Annotated in this window: 16 protein-coding genes; 9 read left to right on the top strand and 7 right to left on the bottom strand. The window is 27.6% G+C overall.

Annotated elements, in window-relative coordinates; genetic code table 11:
- The first annotated feature begins 77 nt into the window (after positions 1-77).
- Positions 78-1,430, top strand: a complete 1,353-nt coding sequence (locus tag ACY2RW_RS15495) for a UDP-N-acetylmuramate--L-alanine ligase (RefSeq protein WP_490123640.1) — start codon at positions 78-80, stop codon at positions 1,428-1,430.
- Here the strand turns inward: ACY2RW_RS15495 and ACY2RW_RS15490 are convergent.
- From ACY2RW_RS15490 to trkA, 5 genes are all read right to left on the bottom strand, one after another.
- Entirely contained in the window at positions 1,414-2,523 is a 1,110-nt protein-coding gene (locus ACY2RW_RS15490) for a nucleotidyltransferase domain-containing protein (RefSeq protein WP_490123639.1), read from the bottom strand. The two genes, ACY2RW_RS15495 and ACY2RW_RS15490, sit on opposite strands and share 17 nt — an antisense overlap.
- Positions 2,513-3,649, bottom strand: coding sequence for a hypothetical protein (locus ACY2RW_RS15485; protein WP_490123638.1), 1,137 nt, complete (start codon positions 3,647-3,649; stop codon positions 2,513-2,515). The genes ACY2RW_RS15490 and ACY2RW_RS15485 overlap by 11 nt, the downstream gene beginning before the upstream one ends.
- A gap of 180 nt (positions 3,650-3,829) precedes the next feature.
- Complete coding sequence (locus tag ACY2RW_RS15480) at positions 3,830-6,202, bottom strand: T9SS type A sorting domain-containing protein (protein ID WP_490123637.1); 2,373 nt, start codon at positions 6,200-6,202, stop codon at positions 3,830-3,832.
- 96 nt (positions 6,203-6,298) lie between these two features.
- Complete coding sequence (locus ACY2RW_RS15475) at positions 6,299-7,798, bottom strand: TrkH family potassium uptake protein (protein ID WP_490123636.1); 1,500 nt, start codon at positions 7,796-7,798, stop codon at positions 6,299-6,301.
- A 4-nt stretch (positions 7,799-7,802) separates the two neighbouring features.
- On the bottom strand, positions 7,803-9,155 hold the full coding sequence (gene trkA, locus ACY2RW_RS15470; protein ID WP_490123635.1) for a Trk system potassium transporter TrkA: 1,353 nt from the start codon (positions 9,153-9,155) through the stop codon (positions 7,803-7,805).
- A gap of 259 nt (positions 9,156-9,414) precedes the next feature.
- Between trkA and ACY2RW_RS15465 the strand changes: the two genes are divergently transcribed.
- From ACY2RW_RS15465 to ACY2RW_RS15445, 5 genes are read left to right on the top strand one after another with little or no spacing between them, the layout of a single operon-like run.
- Positions 9,415-11,607, top strand: a complete 2,193-nt coding sequence (locus tag ACY2RW_RS15465) for a tetratricopeptide repeat protein (protein WP_490123634.1) — start codon at positions 9,415-9,417, stop codon at positions 11,605-11,607.
- A gap of 38 nt (positions 11,608-11,645) precedes the next feature.
- Complete coding sequence (gene radC, locus ACY2RW_RS15460; RefSeq protein WP_490123633.1) at positions 11,646-12,332, top strand: RadC family protein; 687 nt, start codon at positions 11,646-11,648, stop codon at positions 12,330-12,332.
- Positions 12,333-12,371: 39 nt separating this feature from the next.
- Entirely contained in the window at positions 12,372-13,676 is a 1,305-nt protein-coding gene (locus tag ACY2RW_RS15455) for a polysaccharide deacetylase family protein (RefSeq protein ID WP_490123632.1), read from the top strand.
- 1 nt (position 13,677) lies between these two features.
- Positions 13,678-14,550, top strand: coding sequence for a hypothetical protein (locus ACY2RW_RS15450; RefSeq protein WP_490123631.1), 873 nt, complete (start codon positions 13,678-13,680; stop codon positions 14,548-14,550).
- A gap of 40 nt (positions 14,551-14,590) precedes the next feature.
- On the top strand, positions 14,591-15,535 hold the full coding sequence (locus ACY2RW_RS15445; protein WP_490123630.1) for a polysaccharide deacetylase family protein: 945 nt from the start codon (positions 14,591-14,593) through the stop codon (positions 15,533-15,535).
- Positions 15,536-15,543: 8 nt separating this feature from the next.
- Here the strand turns inward: ACY2RW_RS15445 and ACY2RW_RS15440 are convergent, their stop codons facing one another.
- Together ACY2RW_RS15440 and ACY2RW_RS15435 are read right to left on the bottom strand one after the other, a co-directional pair.
- Positions 15,544-16,128: a DapH/DapD/GlmU-related protein gene (locus ACY2RW_RS15440; protein ID WP_490123629.1), complete on the bottom strand. Its 585-nt coding sequence runs from the start codon at positions 16,126-16,128 to the stop codon at positions 15,544-15,546.
- Positions 16,121-17,383 (bottom strand): lipopolysaccharide biosynthesis protein, encoded by a 1,263-nt coding sequence (locus ACY2RW_RS15435; protein WP_490123628.1) that lies wholly within the window; start codon positions 17,381-17,383, stop codon positions 16,121-16,123. The genes ACY2RW_RS15440 and ACY2RW_RS15435 overlap by 8 nt, the downstream gene beginning before the upstream one ends.
- A 29-nt stretch (positions 17,384-17,412) precedes the next feature.
- On the opposite strand from ACY2RW_RS15435, the gene ACY2RW_RS15430 reads away from it, so the two are divergent.
- Genes ACY2RW_RS15430 through ACY2RW_RS15420 form a run of 3 tightly spaced genes read left to right on the top strand, consistent with a single transcriptional unit; the run spans position 17,413 to position 20,058 of the window.
- Complete coding sequence (locus ACY2RW_RS15430) at positions 17,413-18,099, top strand: YjjG family noncanonical pyrimidine nucleotidase (RefSeq protein ID WP_490123627.1); 687 nt, start codon at positions 17,413-17,415, stop codon at positions 18,097-18,099.
- A gap of 34 nt (positions 18,100-18,133) precedes the next feature.
- A complete protein-coding gene (locus ACY2RW_RS15425) occupies positions 18,134-18,685 on the top strand; it encodes a hypothetical protein (RefSeq protein ID WP_490123626.1) in 552 nt (183 codons plus the stop codon).
- A complete protein-coding gene (locus ACY2RW_RS15420; RefSeq protein ID WP_490123625.1) occupies positions 18,685-20,058 on the top strand; it encodes a DUF5723 family protein in 1,374 nt (457 codons plus the stop codon). The genes ACY2RW_RS15425 and ACY2RW_RS15420 overlap by 1 nt, the downstream gene beginning before the upstream one ends.
- Position 20,059: the final 1 nt, after the last annotated feature.

Here is a 20,059-nt window from a genome sequence, read left to right as displayed (position 1 = left end):
ATTTTATGTCTCCTCGAGCGCAGTCGAGAGGTTATTATTAAGGTCTCGACTGCGCTCGACCTGACAACTCGTTTAAAATGAACATACATTTTATTGCTATTGGCGGAAGTGCCATGCATAACCTAGCAATTGCTTTACACCAAAAAGGATACCAAATTTCTGGAAGTGATGATACCATTCACGATCCATCAAAATCACGATTAGAAAAATACGAATTGCTGCCTAATGAATTTGGTTGGTTTCCAGATAAAATTTCATCTGAATTAGATGTAATTATTTTAGGAATGCATGCAAAAAAAGAGAATCCAGAATTGTTAAAAGCCCAAGAATTAGGGTTGAAAATTTATTCATATCCAGAATTTTTATATGAACAATCTAAAGACAAAACGAGAGTTGTAATTGGTGGATCTCATGGAAAAACAACCATTACTTCTATGATTTTACATGTGTTAAATTACCATGAAAAAAAAGTAGATTATATGGTTGGTGCACAATTAGAAGGTTTTGAAACGATGGTGCATTTAACCCAAGAAAACGAATTTATTATTTTAGAGGGAGATGAATATTTAAGTTCTCCTATTGATATGCGCCCTAAATTCCACCTATACAAACCCAATATTGCTTTGTTAAGTGGTATTGCTTGGGATCATATTAATGTTTTTCCTACTTTCGAAAATTATAAAAATCAATTTGCAATTTTTACAGACTCTATGATTAATGGAGGAAGTATGGTATATAATGTAGAAGATGAGAATGTAAAAGAAATTGTAGAATCATCAGAAAATCATATTAAAAAGTATCCTTATAAAACACCACAACATTTTATAAAAAACGGAATTACTTATTTAGAGACTGATGAAGGAGATTTGCCTTTAGAAATTTTTGGGAAACATAACTTACAAAATTTAGCTGGAGCAAAATGGATTTGTCAACATATAGGAATTGATGAGGATGATTTTTACGAAGCTATTGCTAGTTTTAAAGGAGCAAGTAAACGTTTAGAAAAAATTGTAGAAAATGAGTCAACCGTAATTTTTAAAGATTTTGCACATAGCCCAAGTAAAGTTGCAGCAACTACAAAAGCGGTTAAAGAACAATATAAAGAAAGGACTGTTTTGGCTTGTTTAGAATTGCATACCTATTCTAGTTTAAATGCTGAATTTTTATCAGAATACAAAGGTGCTTTAGCGTTTGCAGATAAAGCTGTTGTTTTTTACTCACCAAAAGCTGTAAAAATTAAACAATTAGAAGAAGTTACAGCAGAGCAGATAGCAAATGTTTTTAAACGTGATGATTTAATTATTTACACAAATCCATTAGAATTTAAAGAGTTTTTATTCAATCTTAATTTAGATAAAACTGCTGTAGTTTTAATGAGTTCTGGTAATTATGGAGGCTTAGATTTTGAAGAAGTTAAGAGTTTGGTTTAGACTTTTTTAAACCTAATTGAATCAGTTTTTCTTTTTGCCATTTTTTATCTAAAACTCTAGCAAACAACCATTTCCTATATTCTTTGTCAAAGAAAGATTTTGTAATTATTTCTAATCTTTTACCAAAAAATAATTTCCGAGCAATTTTTGTTTGTTTGTTAGATTTCATATAATTATCTGACAGTTGATTGGTAAAAATTGCGATATATTGTTTTGTTTCCTCAGTTTTATGATATTCTAAAGTTTTTACTTCTCCAAAAATTTCATAACAACTCGCTAAAAAATTATTTAATGGTACTTTTAAAAGATTAAAATTTAAAAAAGCATTTTTTGCAATTGTTTTTTTAGAAAGTAAAAAAACATCGTACGCATTTCTTAATGCAATATTTTTATAATGAACCCCATTATCATTAATTTGTTTTGCAACTATTGATAGGGATAATTGATTTGCATAGCTCAAAACTTTAAAATTATTTATTTTCTGACTATCAACTTTAATAAAATCGTAATTGAATTCTGATGCATATTTTTTAACTAAAAGTTCTTTATGAACTTCTATAGCTGCTATTTTATTATCCTTTAAAAGCCTAGGGTAATGTTTAAATGTTGTAAAATCTAAAGTTTCTTTTTCAGAGTTATAGCCAACTTCTTTTAAAATTCTAACAGATTCTGTGAAGTTCTTTTTAGAAACGATAAAATCAATATCACCCACCATTCTTTCTGCAATATCATCATACAAACCTTCTAATAAATTTCCAGTTCCTTTTAAAAAAATAGGGGTAATGTTATGATTTAGTAAAAGCTGGTTAATTTCTTTTGCTTGCGCTATAATTTGCGAATTTCTTTCTCGATTTAAATCAGTTATATGTTTCATATATCCTACTAAATCTTCTGGAAGATAATTAAGAAAATCTACCTTTTTTAAATTGCAATAAAGTGCAGGAAATACATAGTGTGCAGTACTGACTTTTACTATAGAATCCCAATCTACTTCGCCTTTTTTTAAAGTATTTTCAATGTTTTTTTTGTTGATTTTATCATTGGAAACTGTCAAACATTTTCCAATAAAAAACAATGTTTCTTTATAATTCATTGTTAAAAATTTTTGCAACTGTTGCAATCATTTCTTGATTGTTAGAATATGTAATTTGATAACATTTTAAAGATTCGAACCAATCTAAAAAAATCTGGGCATTTTCTTTTTTTGGTGATAACCAAGAATCTGGAACCAATTGCTGAAAAGCATCTAATTTTGATATGGTTTTAAAAGTTAAATCTGCCTCTTTTTCATATTTGATAAATACCAATTCATTACAAGGTAAATGGGCAAAAAAGTTTGCGTTATTTGGTTTTAAATAACGTACTATTTTATTTAATCTTTTAAAATTATATTCTGCAGTGGTTTCTAATTCAGGGTAAATAGGAAGTAATGTTTCTAAACTACTTTTTTTAATAGATATTGCAGCAGGAAAACTAAAAACCTCTTTTTTCTCTATATCTATTGGTACAAAATCATCTGCCAAACAAGTAAAGCCATTTGCTTGTAAAAGTGCCAAAGATGTACTTTTACCATTGCCAGAATCTCCTAAAAATAATATTGATTTTTTTTGATTGCTAACAGCAGATGCATGAAATACTCCCATCCATTCTCGTTCTTCTTTTTGATGAATTTTTTGAATGAGTTCCATAGAAAATTTACCTTGAAAAAAATGAACATCTTTGTTGCTCCATCCACCAATTATTTTCTTATCAATAAATAAAAAAATAAATTTATTATTTATAAAAACATCAAATTGATAATCATATACACTACTATTGTCTATAACTAAATGGGCAAATTTTGGGTGTACAAAAGCTAATTCTTGTTCACTTAAAAAAGAAATTTTAAATATTTTATTATTAATTTTATAATATTTAACAAATTTAAATGCTTTTGGTATTTCTATGTCTCTATAGTCATTAACAATTTGTTTTTCTATTTTTTTTTCTTTGAAGGTTTTTTTTTCTAATTCAATAATAAAATCTATTGTTTTTTCTAAAGGGATAGACAATTTTTTAGATAGAGCAGAAGCAATTTCTTTAATAGGAATACCTTTGCCTAATCTTTTTAAAATATCTGCAGTAGTGTTTTCTAAAACTAGATATTCATTAGATTCTTCTAGCCAAACTACTGTTTTGTTTTCAACAACTTTATATAGTAAATTAGGTGTTTTTTTCATAAAAAATAAAAGTAGCTATTTTATTAATTATAAAAAATAAAAACGCCTCAAAAGTGAGACGTTTAGTAAAAATTGTTTGTTATTAAAATCTTGTTTCAGTGCTTCTAGACTTTAAGCAGATACTTTTTTGTAAATTAAAAAATATTTTCTCTTTGGTTAATTATTAGATTTAAATTTTAATTATTCTAAAATTATTTTTTTGGTAATATTCCCTTTTTCTGTTGCAAGTTTTACTAAGTAAATACCTGAAGATACGTTAGGTATAGAAATATTGTTAGTGGTAGTAACATCAAAAGAAGTTTTCATTACCTTTTTACCAAGTATACTAAACAAAGTAACTGTTGCTTTTCCTTGGGTAAGCCCCGTTATTTTTAAATTACTATTGCTAGTTTTATAAATATTAACATTAGTTAAAATTTCGTTATCTGTACTTAAAGCTGATGAAGATTTTGTATGTAAATAAAACCTTCCAATACCATTTAGAGCATCTTTAAGAGTGATTTTATACTCACTATCTACCTCATCTAATCTGGTTACTGTTTTTGATACCTTATCTTCTAAAAAAACTTTTAAACCATTGGGTAGGTTAAAAGCATTTGCAGTAAAAATTAGTTCTTTACCAGCAATTGCATTTAAGCCAATAGGAATTATCATGCTCTCTAAACCTGTATCTGGTAAGGTTTGTATTGCTAAGTTTTTGCCCTCGTTATCAGATACTAACTGCGTAAACAGAGAGAAAGAATTACTAACGCCTCCAAATATAGAGCTGTCATATCCGTCGTCAAATCCTGTTGTTTTATTTTTGTAATAATAGATTAATGTGTTTTTTTCAACTCCATTACTAACAACACTAAATTTTATTTCAGGTCTATTGTTTGAAGTCTTATTAAAAGTACCTGAAGATTGATGACTTTGCATAACTTCTTTAAAGCTAATTGTACCTCCACCAGATTTTGCTTTTACAAAAAAACCTTGTGCTGGAGCAATGAATCTATTTGATGTTTGATTGACTGTTATGTAATCAGCTGTTGTCTTGTCCCAAAACCATAATGTGGTTTCGTCTAATTGAGATGAATTTATATTTAAGAATGCATTTGTTGCATCTGCATTATTATCTGCAGGGATAAAAGCTGCATATGGATTACCTATTAAATTAAAATCATTACCAATTCCACCAGAATTGTCTGTGATAGCTATATTAACATCAGAAGTATTTAATGCTCCCTTAAAACCTAATTTACCTTTATTTGTATCTGTGTCTGATACAGTTTTAGGTAATACAGAATATCCTTTACCACTAGTCATAATAATATTATTAGTGGCAGCAATTTCTGTAGTTGTATAATAATCCCATCTATTGGCAGAAGCCACTGCATTGTCATAAGGCGCAATTCCGTAGTTAGTACCATTAGTTTGGAGTTTATTAAAGGTAGCAAAACCTGTTGCACCACCATCAATAACCTCACCAGATGTTGGAGATGAAATTAAAGTCCATTGAGAAGTGTTGTCTATAAAAGTTTCTGTAAAATAAAAAAACTTATTTGCATCTACAGAAGTATAAGTACCATTTAAAATTACTGTAGCTGCATCAATTGTTTTAGAGGATGTAATTGTAGACTCCAAATACAAAGAGCTTCCAGAAGCTATAGTAATATTTCCAGAAACAGATAAATTACCCCCTAATATTGATAACCCATCTGCTTCAGTTATAGATAAATTCCCTGCTAAAGCACTTGTTCCAGTGGCTATTTCTGGGGCAAAGGTTGCTACTTCTGGTATATTTACCAAGGAACTTGATAAGGGAATATTGTTTGACCAATTGCTGTCTAAATTCCAAACAGCAGTTGTTCCTATCCATGTAGTAGTATTTGTTGTAAAAGACTCTGTTGAAAAAGGAATTGTAAGTGCTTCTCCATCACCAGTTGTTGTTGTCCAATTTGTTTTATTTGAAATTAAAGTTAAATAATTGCTGTATACGGTTTGATTTGATTTGGAACCACTATAAAAACCTCCATCAGGAGAAGCACTATTATCAATAATAACATGTGAGGTACCAGTAACAAGACCAGTTCCTGTTAAGTTTCCTGTTTGAGCGGAGTCATTTCCTATCTGCAATGCAAAAATAAAAGTTGTAACAGTATTTTCGTCAGTACCTGTATAAATAAATAATCCATCTTTATCTGTTGGGTTAAATCCTGCATCAGGCTCAGTTACAGAGCCTATAGATACAGTTCTATTTGTATCATTATTTACATCAGAAAAAATAACAATTGTACCAGCTTTAATTATTTTATTTCCAGTATTCCAAGATAAAGCTCCTTCTCCAGAAACAAAACCTCCAGTACCATTAGACTCATTATCTGAAATATAAATTGTAGAATTTGCTGCTAAATCTGCTAATATTACAATTGAAAAATCTTTATCTCCTGTTGTAGTTTCAACATTAAAACCTGTGAATGCTATATCACCCGTAGATTGAGCCTGTAAACTTAAGTTAAGTGATAATGTAATAAAAAATAAAAAAGTAATTTTAAAAAAGTAATTGTATTTCATAAGTAAATTTTTAGAAATTTAAAAATACTAAAAATTTTATAAAGTAAAAGCACAAAAAACTATTTAACAATAAGATAATGTGTGTGCGATTAACTTTTAATTTTTACGCCAAAAAAAAGGTGTAAGTAAAATAAGTACTGTAAAAAGCTCTAATCTACCAATTAACATTAAAAAAGAGCAAAACCATTTTGCAGATGTAGTTAAATGAGCAAAATTATCTACAGGGCTAACAGAACCAATTGCAGGGCCAATATTACCTAAGGAAGAAGCTGCAGCACCTAAAGCAGAAATAAAGTCTAAACCAAAAAGTGTTAAGATTACAGAAGACATTATAAATATAAGCATGTAAATAATAAAAAATGATATAATATTAAAAACAATATTATGGTTTACTGCTTTTTTATCATACCTAACAGGAATGATTGCGTTTGGATGTAATGCCTTTTTAAATTCTAAAAAACTATTTTTTAACATTACAATATGTCTTACAACTTTTACACCACCACTTGTAGAGCCAGCTGAGCCTCCTGTAAAAAATAAGGCAAAGAAAATACCTGTTGCAAAGAAATTCCACATAGTAAAATCTGCAGTTACAAATCCTGTTGTTGTAACTACTGATGTTACCATGAACAAGGCATGCCTTATAGCACTCTCTTCTTTACCATAAACCATTGGATGTGTTATGCTGGTTTGTAAATTGGGGTCTTGATAATAAATAATAATAACTGTTATAATTGATGCAATTCCTATAATACCAAAAAGATAATATTTAAATTCTTCGCTTTTAAATACTTTTTGGATTTTACCTTTTAAAGCAAAATATGTTAATACAAAGTTTGTACCTGCAACTAACATAAAAAAGATAATAATATATTGTACAAAAGGTAAACTATTATAGAATGCAATACTGCTGTTTTTGGTTGAAAAACCACCTGTGCTCATGGTTGCCATTGCATGATTTATGGCATCAAACCAAGTCATACCTGCAACTTTAAGTAATAAAAATTGTGCTAAAGTTAAAATTACATATATCAAATACAAACGTTTTGCTGTATCTGTAATTCTTGGATGTAATTTATCTGCAGAAGGTCCAGGTGCTTCTGCCATAAAAAGTTGCATACCACCAATTCCTAAAAGAGGAAGTATTGCTATTGTTAAGACAATAATTCCCATTCCACCAATCCAATGAGTTGCACTTCGCCAAAATAAAATTCCTTTTGGCATAGACTCTATATCTGTTAAAATAGATGAACCTGTTGTAGAATACCCTGAAATGGTTTCGAAAAAAGCACTTGAAATCTCAGGTATAGCTCCAGAAAAAAGATATGGCAACATGCCTGTAATAGAGAGTGTAAGCCAACCTAACGTTACAATTAAATAACCTTCTTTCTTATGAATGCTTGTGCTTTTAGGTTTGTTAACAAAATATAAAAGAGCTCCAATGACTACAGTTACAATTCCTGCATTTAGTATTCCCCATTTTGCAGATTCATCATTAAAAACACTAAAAGGAAAAGCAATAAACATAAAAAAACCGTTTAAAATGGCAGTAATGCCTAAAAAACGAAATATTATTTTTGTGTTTAGAGTACTCATTTTGCTACTTAAAAAGACTTTCTACTGTACTTATTGCTTCTGGTAAACAAAAAACAATTACTTTGTCTCCCTTTTTTATTTGCTTGTCTCCAGTTGCTAAAATTGCTTTTTCATCTCTAATAATTCCGCCAAACACGGCTTCTCTAGGAAAGCGTAAATCTTTAATTTGTGACTTTGTAACTTTAGCATTTTCTTTTACTTCAAATTCAAAAACTTCTGCATCTATATTGTGCAGATTGGCTAAAGCAAGAATTTCTCCTTTACGTATATGTCTAAAAATATTACTTGCAGCAATTAATTTCTTGTTTATTAAAGATTGTATACCAATAGTTTGAGAAATATCAATATAATCCATGTTTTCTACCAAAGCAATTGTTTTTTTTACTCCTTTAGATTTGGCTACTAAACAAGACATAATATTGGTCTCAGAATTACCTGTAACAGCAATAAAAGCATCAGTTTCTCTAATATTTTCTTCTTCTAAAAGTTCTAAATCTCTTCCATCTCCATTAATAACTAAAGTATCATTTAGTTGTTCTGCAAGTGTTTCTGCTCTTTCTCTATTTACTTCTATTAATTTAACTTTAAAATTATCTTTGCAAAGATTTCTTGCGGTTTTTTCGCCAATGCTACTTCCACCAAGAATCATCACATTTTTGATATTAAATTGTTTTTTACCAATAATAGGGTAGAGGTCCTTCATACTATAATTAGGTACACAAAAATAAACTTGATCATCTAATTGGTATGTTGTATCTCCTCTTGGAATTATAGTTTGAGAAACTCCTTGCCTTTTTATAGCAATAGTTATAAAATCTACATTATAAAACTTTTGCTTAGCTTCTTTAACTGTTAAATCTAAAATGGGTGATTTATAGGTTAATGGAGTTCCCATCACATTAAAAAGGCCACTTTCAAAAGCAACAGTATCATTAAAAGAAGACTGGTTTAGCAACATTTTTATTTCATTTGCAGCTAATTCTTGTGGAGAAATCATAAAGTCCAATCCAAATTTTTGAAAATCGACTTCGCAATTGTTTTCATCTAAAAATTCAGAATTATCTATTCTTGCAATTGTCTTTTTTGCCCCTAAAGATTTACCAATTACAGAAATTGTAAAGTTAGTGTTTTGGCTGTCTGTTACTGCAATTAAGAGGTCTGCAGAATCTATTCCAAGCTCCTTTAGTAATTTTATAGAAGTTGCATCTCCTTTTTTTGTAATTACATCTAAATGATTATTGATGTACTCTAACTTTTCACCATCAAAATCTATGATGTAAGTATCTTGAGATTCATAAGAAAGTAATTTAGCTAAGTGAAAACCAACGTCTCCAGCACCAGCTATGATAATTTTCATATTGTAAAATATAGAAATAAGCTGCAAAGATATAAAGAGTTTGGGTGCAAATACAAATAAAAAAAATGTTTTAACTTACATTACATCTGTTTTAGATTTAAATTTTTATCATAAAAAATGATATTTGTCTTTTTTTAAAGGATTTATAAATTTTAAATTTACTGCTGCAATTAAAAACATGTTTGCTTTGAAATTTAGCCATCATAATTTTTTATCAAGAATATCTATTTACTTTACATACATTATTTTAATCTTTTTCATGCTAACTATTTCGTGTAAAAGAAAGGAGGCATATAAAAAAGTAAATCATACTGCAAGTACATTTCTTTCAGGTAAAATTATTCCAGATAGTTATTTTTTAGGTGATAAAAAGTGTAAAGAATGCCATAAAAATGAATATAAATCTTGGAAAGGCTCTCATCATGATAAGGCTATGCAAATTGCAGATAGTAGTACTGTTTTAGGTGATTTTAATAACAAAAAATTTGTAAGTCAAGGTGTTACCTCTAAGTTTTATAAAAAAGAAAGTAGCTTTTTTGTAAATACAGAAGGACCAGATGGTAAAAATCACGATTATAAAATTGTATATACTTTTGGAGTTACACCATTACAACAATATATAGTTCAATTTCCCAATGGTCATTATCAATGTTTAAGAACAGCTTGGGATACCCAAAAAAATAAATGGTTTGATTTATACCCAGATTTTAAAGTTGTTCATTCAGAATGGTTGCATTGGTCTAGAGGAGGTTTAAATTGGAATAATATGTGTGCAGATTGTCATTCTACAAACGTTCGTAAAAACTATACAGAAGCAACACACAGTTACGAAACAAAATTTGCATTGATAAATGTGAGTTGCGAAGCTTGTCATGGACCAGGAAAACAACACGTTACAGATGTAGAAAAAATGGGCAAAAAATATGTAGAAAGTGGTACTTTTCAAATGACAAAAAAAACAGCGCCCAAAACATTAGTAGATCAATGTGCACGTTGTCATGTTAGAAGAGAACAATTTTCTGAAGCTTTTAATTTTGAAGGAACTTTTTTAGATCATTATTTTCCACAATTAATAGAAGATAGATTGTATTACGCAGATGGTCAAATTTTAGATGAAGTTTATGTGTATGGCTCTTTTGTTCAGAGTAAAATGTATCAAAATAATGTTACTTGTACCAATTGTCATAATGCACATTCTTTAAAATTAAAGTTTAATGGAAACAAATTATGCGCACAATGCCATGTTTCTGAGAAATATGATACTCCAAAACATCACTTTCATCCAAAAGATACAGAAGCTTCAAAATGCATTAATTGCCACATGACAGGAAAATTTTATATGGGAAATGATTTTAGAAGAGATCATAGTTTTAGAGTTCCTAGACCAGATTTAAGCATAAAATATGGTACACCAAATGCTTGTTCTGGTTGTCATAAAGATAAAAATGATATTTGGGCAGCAAAAAACTTTAAAAAATTATTTGGAGAGGTTGATTCTATCCATTATTCTGAGAAATTAGCACCAGGTATTTCTGGAGAGGCCAATGCACATCTAGGTTTAATTGAGTTGGTAAATGATAAACATCAACCAGAAATTGTAAGAGCATCTGCAACCAAAATACTCTCTAATTATAACGTGCAAAACTTTATAGAAGAATATTTAGCACTTTTAAATGACGATTCTGCTTTGGTAAGAGGAACTAGTGTAGATGTTTTAAGTAGCATTAACTCTAAAGATTATACCTCTTATTTTTTCCCTTTGTTAGAAGATGCTAAAAGAAGTGTTAGAATTAAAGCTTTTTTTGGTTTGGCAGAATTGCAAGAAAATGAGATCCCAAAAGTTTATAAACAGGCTTATCAAAAAGTAAAAAAAGAGTTTTTTTTACATCTAAAAACAAATGCCGATTTTGTGGGAGGTAGAATTAAAAAGGGTAATTATTATGCCAAAAAAGGCAATTTAGACAAAGCTATAAAAAGTTACGAAGATGCACTAGCTATTGATAATATTAATAATCAAGTTAGAATGAACTTGGCAACTTTGTATTATAATAATAAACAATATGTAAAATCTGAAGCTGCTTTTAAAGAAGTTATAAAGCAAGAGCCAAAATTTGGACCAGTTTATTACTCTTTAGCATTATTATATGGTGAATTAAATAGAGTAGATGACGCAATAATTCAATTAAAAAAAGCAAATGAAATAATGCCCAGAAACATACGTGTTTATTATAATTTAGGATTGATGTTTGGTAAAAAAGATGATTATAAAAATGCAGAAAAAATCTTTATTAACGGTTTAAAAATAGATGCTAACAATGAAGGTATATTATATGCTTTAGGATATATTTACTCTAAATCCAACCAAAAAGAAAAGGCCAAGGCCACTATAAAAAAACTAAATACTTTGTATCCTAATAACGCACAATACATTAATTTTTTAAATCAATTATAGTTAATTTCTGTTTTTGTATTTTTATAAAAAATTGATGAATGGAAAATCTAACCATTAAATCTTGGGCTTTAGATGATAGACCAAGAGAAAAACTTTTAGCCAAAGGAAAAACCTCTCTTTCTGATGCAGAACTTATTGCAATATTAATAGGTTCTGGAAACAGAACTGAAAGTGCTGTTGCATTATCAAAAAGAATTTTAAAATTTGTTGATGGTAATATAAATGAACTTGCTAAATTATCTGTAGAAAAATTAACATCCTTTAAAGGTATAGGAGAAGCCAAAGCAATCTCAATTATAACTGCTTTAGAGTTGGGTAAAAGAAGACAATTAGAAACCGCTTTAGAAAAAACCAAAATAACCAGTAGCAAAGACGTTTTTAATTTAATGCAGCCAATTATTGGAGATTTAGAACACGAAGAATTTTGGGTTTTATTTTTAAATAATTCTAACAAAGTTTTGGCAAAAAACCAAATAAGTAAAGGTGGGCTAACAGCCACAATAGTAGATGTTAGGTTACTGTTTAAGAGAGCTTTAGAGTTGACTTCTGTAGCAGTAATTGTGTGTCATAACCATCCATCAGGAAAGTTGCAGCCTAGTATTTCTGACAAACAATTAACGCAAAAAATAAAAGAAGCAGGAAATACTTTAGACATTAAACTCTTAGACCATTTAATAATTACTGAAAAAGCGTATTTTAGCTTTGCAGATGAAGGGGTTTTGTAACCAATCAAAATTCTTAATTCAAAATTCGTAATTCATTTAATGATATTAATTTACTCACATAAAATAACACCAAGAATTCGTTATATTTTTAAGCATATTTTTACAAGAACTTTATTGATATCTGTAGATTTCACCTCTAAAGTAGAAGAATTTGTAGCACATAATGGTCCTAAATTAACGTATACAAAAACACCTTTAAGTAATGAGTTTTTTGTAAAAAGCAACGATTTGTTGTTTGAGCAAGGTGTAAATGATATGGAAATTGTTGTCCAAAAATGGGACAGTGTTCCTTGTTTTTTTAAAACTGGACCAAAATCTGCTATTCCTTTTGATGTTTTTGCAGCAAGTTTTTATCTTATTTCTAGATATGAAGAGTATTTGCCCCACGTAAAAGACAATCATGCACGTTATACTGCAGAACAAAGTTTAGCTTATAAATATGGTTTTCTAGAAAAACCAGTTGTAGATATTTGGGCTTTTAAACTCTTAGAAGCTATTAAAGAAAAGTTTCCAAATTATGAGTATAAGAAAAGAGATTTCGAATTTATTTCTACTATAGATATAGACAATGCCTTTGCATATAAGCATAAAAGTTTAATAAGAAGTGTAGGAGGTTTTTTTAAAGACTTAGTAAATTTTAGATTGATAAATGTTTGGAACAGATTTGCAGTAACCCTTAATATTAAAAAAGATCCTTTTGATACTTTTGATAAAATTTTAAAAGTTAGAAAAGAACAAAATATTGAAACTATTTTCTTTTTTTTGGTAGGAGATTACACCACTTTTGATACAAATGTTTCTGCTTCTAAAACAAAATTTAGACTTCTAATTAAAGAAATGTTAGACTATGCAAAAGTTGGTTTGCATCCTTCATATTTTACAATGAATAATGTGCCTTTATTAAAAAAAGAAAAAATTAGATTAGAGCACATTATTAATATGCCTATACAAAGGTCTAGACAACATTTTTTAAGATTTAATCTGCCAGAAACCTATCAAAATTTAATAGATTTAGAAATAGAAGAAGATTACTCTATGGGATATGCCAGCAATGTTGGTTTTAGAGCAGGCACATGTACTCCTTTTTATTTTTACGATTTAGATTTTGAAATTCAAACGCCTTTAAAAGTTTTTCCATTTGCGCTAATGGACACTACTTTAAATGATTATATGAAGCTAACCCCCAAACAATCTTTAGGTAGAATTAGAGATTTAAAAAACGAAGTAAAAGCTGTTAACGGAACATTTATTACACTATTTCATAACGAAAGTCTAAGCGATTACGATCGATGGAAAGGATGGAAAAGATTATATGACTCTATGATTAAAATCAGTATGGTTTAAGATGATTCAATATATAAAAAGAAAAAATCTTAATGTTAAAAAATACGATGCTTGCATAGCCAACTCAATTCAATCTAGAATATATGCTTTTTCTTGGTATCTAGATATTGTTGCAGATAACTGGGATGTATTGGTTTTAGATGATTATGAGGCTGTGATGCCAATTCCTTGGAAATCTAAATGGGGATTAAAATATATAACTCAGCCTTATTTTTGTCAACAGCTAGATGTTTTCTCATTAAAAGAAGTAGATAAGCCAATTTTTTTTAAAAAAATACCATTCTATTTTTTATATATTCAATTTAATATAACCTCAAAAGTAAATTTTGGTACTATTACCTCAAAAAAAAATTATCAACTAAATTTAAACGAGAGCTATACTCATATTTTTGAAAACTACAGAAAAGACAGAAAGAAAAGTTTACGTAAAGCAAATAATGCAAATTTAAAGTTTAGAGATTTTAATAATAAGAATCCATTAATAAACTTGTATCAGTCAGTTTTTAAGCATTTAAATATAAATGATGAATATTTTAAGACTATAAATAATATTATCGATTTTTCTTTAAATAACAAGAGAGGTTTTATAAGAAATGTTTTTTACGAAGATACACTAGTTTGTTCTGGGTTTTTTATGAACTATAATAAAAGAATTTATTATCTTTTTGCTGCATCTAATACTTTAGGTAAAAAACATGGAGCCACAACTTTTTTATTAGATAGTGTTATTCGTCAATATTCAGATACAGATATTATTTTAGATTTCGAAGGTTCTTCTATTAAAAATATAGCAAGTTTTTATGGGAGTTATGGAAGTGAAGTAACAAATTATTACAATTATAAAACGAATGTCTTTAAAAGAATTTTTTTTTAGAATATCTTTTTTATATAAATTTCTTCCTGTTCGTTTTTTGATGAAATGTGCTAATAAAAAAACAATATTACCTTTTTATCATTTTATAAGTAATAAAAATACAGGTTTAGTTAACCACTTATATACACCAAAAAATGAAGATCAATTTTTAAAAGATTTACATTTTTTTAAAAAATACTTCCACCCATTATCTATTTGCGATTTTTTAAATAATAAAAACAAAGAGCTAAGTTTTTTGCTATCATTTGATGATGGTTTATCAAATTTTTTTACAACTGTAGCTCCAATTTTAAAAAAAGAAAATATACCAGCAATCAACTTTTTAAATTCAAACTTTATAAATAATAAAGAATTATTTTATAGATATCAAGTAAATCTTTTAATTACAAGTTTATGTACTAATAGCATTGATGAAAAACAGCAAAAAAATATAGTTAAACTCTTTAATATTAAAGAGTTTGACAAAGAAAAAATTATAAAATTACTGAAAGAATTAGAAATTAAAGATGCACCAGTTTTAGATAAACTTTGTGAAATATTAAAGCTTTCTATTAAAGACTTTTTACAAAATGAAAAGCCTTATTTAAATGATGCTCAAATAGAAGAGTTAAAAGAAATGGGATTTTATTTTGGGGCTCATAGTAAGAATCATCCAAGATATTCTCAAATCAATTTAAAAAATCAGTTAAAAGAAACAATAGAGAGTGTTTTAACAATTGAAGAAAAATATAATTTAAAAAAGCGATATTTTTCTTTTCCTTTTTCAGATGATGGTGTTTCTAAAGAATTTTTTAAAGAAATAGAGAAAAAAAACATCATTAGTTTTGGCACATCTGGTTTAAAAGATGAAAGTACAAATTTCCACTTCCAAAGAATACCTATGGAATACAAAAAAGTTTATGATGCAGAAACAATTATAAAAGGAGAACTTGTATATTATTTACTAAAAAAAATTGTAGGAAAACACAAAGTACAGAGAAAATAGGATAGGAGCTATAGTTTTTTAAGCTTTCTATTAAAAACAATACAAGTCAAATCTTCTCTATACTCGCTTTTTTCTTTAATAACCTTACAAGGATTACCCACAGCAATTGAGTTACTTGGAATATTTTTGTTTACTAACGAGTTTGCTCCAATAGTAACATTATTACCAATTGTAACTTCTGGTAAAATAGTAGTATTAGCACCAATCCAGACATTATTTCCAATAAAAATAGGTTTTCCTTTTGTATGTTCTCTTAAATTATCGCTTTTATGATTTGAAGAAATTATAGAAACTCCTGGGCCTAATTCTATATTGTTGCCAAATATAATTCCATTATTTGCTTGTATGTAATTATTTAGATTATCTCCAGGATCACATAAAATTCCTTTTTTAATATTTTCTGGAGCAATTACTTTAGAGGTAAAATGCACTGGCCATTTTACTTTAGGGTTTAACCTAAAAAGCTTTTGAGGAATTAAATAATGAAAAAACAAAATATAATATCGCTGATACCCATATTTTGGTCTATAATATTCAGGATATAACCAATTTATAAGCCACCCAAAAAAGAAAAAATCTAATTTTTTAAACATTTTTTTTTGTAATATTTTTTAATTCATTTAAAAAATAAGCAACTAATATTAAATAACCTACCCCACCAGAAATAACAAGAATTAAAATTGTTTTAGTAATATCATGATATAAATATCCAAAATATATAGCAATTAAGTTCACTAAAAACAGATAACTATTAAAAATAAGGCTTTCAAAACTTTTATCTAAGACAACAATTAAACTACTAATAGGGTTAAAAGAAGTACGTGCAAGAATAAGAAAAGATAAGAAAAGTGTATATAATCGTAAATTATTCCATTTATCTTCAAAATAAATTTCTAAAAAATAGATACCTATTGTATTTATCAGAATTAAAAAAAGCAGCATTAAAAGTAGGTTAGATCCTACGATTTTTTTAGTAAGTTTAAATAATTCTTTCTTGTTTTCCTTTAAAAGTTCAGATGATTTTTGAAAAAAAACCTGAGAAACAGAAGCCGAAATTAAAAATAAAGGCGCCCCCAAAATTTTTGTACTAAAAAAATAAATTCCGGCTTCTTTTGCTCCAAAAAAAGCTAAAATTAAAATTGGCATCAAATGGTTGGCTAAACTATTTATGACATTAGAAGGCAACAAATATTTTATAATCGAATTGTTTTTTTTAAAATCAGTCCTAATTTTAACGGAATCAGTTTTAGAAATTACATTTCTATTTTTAAAGAAATAATAGCAAAGAATTAAAACTTGAGAAATTAAAAAACCGATAATTAAACCAAGCAAATTAAAAGTGTAAAACAATGTGATTTGTAAAAAAACATTACTTATTGTTATAAAAACTTTTGAATTTGAGATGATTGTAAATTGTTTTTTAAATGTAAGATAATTTTCATGCAGTAGATTTAAAGAAAAAAGAAGTGTACCAATTGATGCCATTAAAAGTATAGGAGTATTTAATTTATCTTTAAAATAAAATAAAGAAACAATAAAGAGTCCAGAAAAGATGATAAAAGTTATAACTGGAATAACAATTAATAAAAAATTAAACCAGTTAACACTCTCTTTTTTGCTTTTAGAAATTACAATACATTTATCTAATTGTAAAGTAGCTACTGTAGATGAAATAGTAATTATACTCACAACTAGACCAAAAATACCATACGCTTTTTCTCCATAAAGTTTTGCTAAGAAAATAGCACCAACAAAAGCTAAGATTTGAGCAATTAATGTACCTCTTAACATTATAAGAACATTCTTATAAAAAAATGATAACGGGTTTTTCCTTACTTTTACTCTCAAAAAAAATACTTTTATCAAATATAAAGTAAATGAAAGATATCCAACACATATTTTTTGATTTAGATCATACCCTTTGGGATTTTGAAAAAAATTCTGATTTAACTTTTAAAAAAATATTTAAAATTAATAACCTTTCAATAGATTCTGATACTTTTTTTAAAGTATATAAACCTTTAAATTTTGAATATTGGAAGCTGTATAGAGAAGAAAAAGTATCTAAAAAACAACTAAGATATGGTAGGTTAAAAGATACTTTTGATGCAATTGACTATAAAATTTCTGATAATTTAATTGATAAGCTATCAGAAGATTATATTAATTACTTAGCAGATTTTAATCATTTATTTGACGGAACTTTTGAGCTGTTAGACTATTTAAAAGAAAAATATACATTGCATATCATTACTAACGGATTTGAAGAAATTCAAAGTAAAAAAATGCTTAGCTCAAATATTCATCATTATTTTAAAAAAATTGTAACTTCAGAATCTGTTGGAGTAAAAAAACCAAATCCTAAAGTATTTCATTTTGCCTTAGAAACAGCAAATGCAAATAAAGAAAATTCTATCATGATTGGAGATAGTATAGAAGCCGATATTTATGGGGCAATACATTTTGGATTACAAGCAATACATTGTGATTTTAGAGAAGAAAACATTGTTTCAGAAGATTTTATTACTGTAAACTCTCTCTTAGAAATAAAACAATATCTTTAGTTTTTTATCGTTTAAAATTATAATTTTGTAATTTATGTCCTCCAAAAAAATATACAGTTTATTTATTTGTCTCTTTGTAATTTTTTCCTGTGTAAAAGATTTAGATTTTGAGCAAATAGAAGATTACACAACAAAACCCGCTTTTTCTTTTTCTATAGCCTTTTTTAAAGTTACACCAAACGATTTTATCGCTGTTGGTGGTGGTCCATCTAAAACCTCAATAACTCAAGAAACAGAATATAAAATTTTTGAAAACGAGATTATAAAAAATAATTTAGTAAAAACAGACTATACATTTGAGGTTAATAATGAATTTAATAAAGATTTTACAATAGAAATTTCTCTTTTAGATGCCAATGGTAATCTTATTAAAAAATTGAATGATTTAAAAATTGCTGCAAATACTTTAAATAAACCACCTACAGAAACTATTTTAGTAGCTAATAATCCCAATATAAAAAATACAGAAAGAGTTAGGATAACTATAAGTTTAGATGATCCATCAATGCCTATCACAGCATCAGACATAGGTGAGTTTCAGTTTAAATCGGCTTCTACAGTATACTTAGAGACATCTCTTAAATAATGAAAATAAAAGCAATATTTCTTTTCTGTTTTTTTAGTTTTGTTTTGCAATCTCAAAATAAACAAATACAATATGGGTTTGCAGAACTACCACAAACTCTACTTCTAAATCCAGGTGCAGAAACAAACTATAAATATCATATTGGAGTGCCATTATTATCTGGTTTTTCAGCAGAATTTGGGACTACAGGTTTTACTATAAAAGATGTTTTTCAAAAAGACAATAGAACAATTAATCAAAAAGTTACAAACGTTTTAAATCAAATAAATACAAGAGATTTTGTTTTATTTAACTCTCAGATAGAAATTTTAAATGCTGGTTTTAGGTTTAATGATAATACTTATTTTAGTTTTGGTTTTTATGAAGAAATAGATGGTATTGGTTACTTTGCAAAAGACCCTGTAACATTAATTAACGAAGGGAATGCAGCTTATATTGGTAAAAATTTTAGCCTCTCTCAAATTAATTATAAATTAGATGTTTTAGGAGTTTTCCATTTTGGAGTATCTAAGAAATTAAACGAAAAATTAACATTAGGAGGTAGGTTTAAAATTTACTCATCTGCATTAAATGCACAATCTAAAAACAACACAGGTAGCTTTACAACCACATTAGGTAACAATAATATATATATTCATTATCTAGAAAATATAGATGTAGATTTAAAAACTTCTGGTATAGTAGATAGCAATACCAATGAGTACATTTCTGATGCATCATCATATCTTAAAAATACTTTTTTTGGTAGTAATCTTGGTGTTGGATTAGATTTTGGACTTACCTACCATATAAATCCTCAGTTAGAGTTTACAGCAAGTATTTTAGACTTTGGTTTTGTAAATCATAAAAAAAATGTAAAAAATACAACTATAAAAGGTTCTTATACTTTTGAAGGTGTAGAATTTGATTACAGCAATAATAATCCAGATTATTGGAATGAATTAGATGCAGATTTTAGAGATAAAGTACCTGTAAAAGAAAATACAAATGGCTACGTTTCTTGGAGGCCAACAAAATTTAATGCTGCAATAAAGTATAATTTTGGAGAAATAAGGAGTAAATATTGTTATGATAATACCTATAAAGATTATTATAAAAATGCAATAGGAGCCCAGTTATATTCAATATTTAGGCCATTAAGTCCGCAATTGGCTTTAACTGGTTTTTATGAGCATAGATTCTCTCAAAAACTGCAAACTAAACTAACTTATACCATAGACGAATTTTCTTTTTACAATGTTGGGTTTGGCTTGTCTACTCAAATAGGTAAAATAAATCTTTATGGTATGGTTGATAATATCGCACAATTTAACGATATTGCAGATAGTAACAATACTTCTATACAACTAGGAGTAAATGTAATTTTTAATTAAG

This window comes from Polaribacter sp. 2305UL8-11, from assembly GCF_058147165.1.
Note: the sequence above shows the minus strand (reverse complement) of the source record. Positions and strands in the feature narration are given on the sequence as shown.

Coding starts and splice junctions, on each gene's coding strand:
- ACY2RW_RS15425 (WP_490123626.1), top strand. CDS start 18,134: ATGTCCTCCAAAAAAATATACAGTTTATTTATTTGTCTCTTTGTAATT.
- ACY2RW_RS15455 (WP_490123632.1), top strand. CDS start 12,372: ATGATATTAATTTACTCACATAAAATAACACCAAGAATTCGTTATATT.
- radC (WP_490123633.1), top strand. CDS start 11,646: ATGGAAAATCTAACCATTAAATCTTGGGCTTTAGATGATAGACCAAGA.
- ACY2RW_RS15475 (WP_490123636.1), bottom strand. CDS start 7,798: ATGAGTACTCTAAACACAAAAATAATATTTCGTTTTTTAGGCATTACT.
- ACY2RW_RS15490 (WP_490123639.1), bottom strand. CDS start 2,523: ATGAATTATAAAGAAACATTGTTTTTTATTGGAAAATGTTTGACAGTT.
- ACY2RW_RS15445 (WP_490123630.1), top strand. CDS start 14,591: ATGAAATGTGCTAATAAAAAAACAATATTACCTTTTTATCATTTTATA.
- ACY2RW_RS15440 (WP_490123629.1), bottom strand. CDS start 16,128: ATGTTTAAAAAATTAGATTTTTTCTTTTTTGGGTGGCTTATAAATTGG.
- ACY2RW_RS15465 (WP_490123634.1), top strand. CDS start 9,415: ATGCTAACTATTTCGTGTAAAAGAAAGGAGGCATATAAAAAAGTAAAT.
- ACY2RW_RS15485 (WP_490123638.1), bottom strand. CDS start 3,649: ATGAAAAAAACACCTAATTTACTATATAAAGTTGTTGAAAACAAAACA.
- trkA (WP_490123635.1), bottom strand. CDS start 9,155: ATGAAAATTATCATAGCTGGTGCTGGAGACGTTGGTTTTCACTTAGCT.
- ACY2RW_RS15480 (WP_490123637.1), bottom strand. CDS start 6,202: ATGAAATACAATTACTTTTTTAAAATTACTTTTTTATTTTTTATTACA.
- ACY2RW_RS15450 (WP_490123631.1), top strand. CDS start 13,678: ATGATTCAATATATAAAAAGAAAAAATCTTAATGTTAAAAAATACGAT.
- ACY2RW_RS15430 (WP_490123627.1), top strand. CDS start 17,413: ATGAAAGATATCCAACACATATTTTTTGATTTAGATCATACCCTTTGG.
- ACY2RW_RS15420 (WP_490123625.1), top strand. CDS start 18,685: ATGAAAATAAAAGCAATATTTCTTTTCTGTTTTTTTAGTTTTGTTTTG.
- ACY2RW_RS15495 (WP_490123640.1), top strand. CDS start 78: ATGAACATACATTTTATTGCTATTGGCGGAAGTGCCATGCATAACCTA.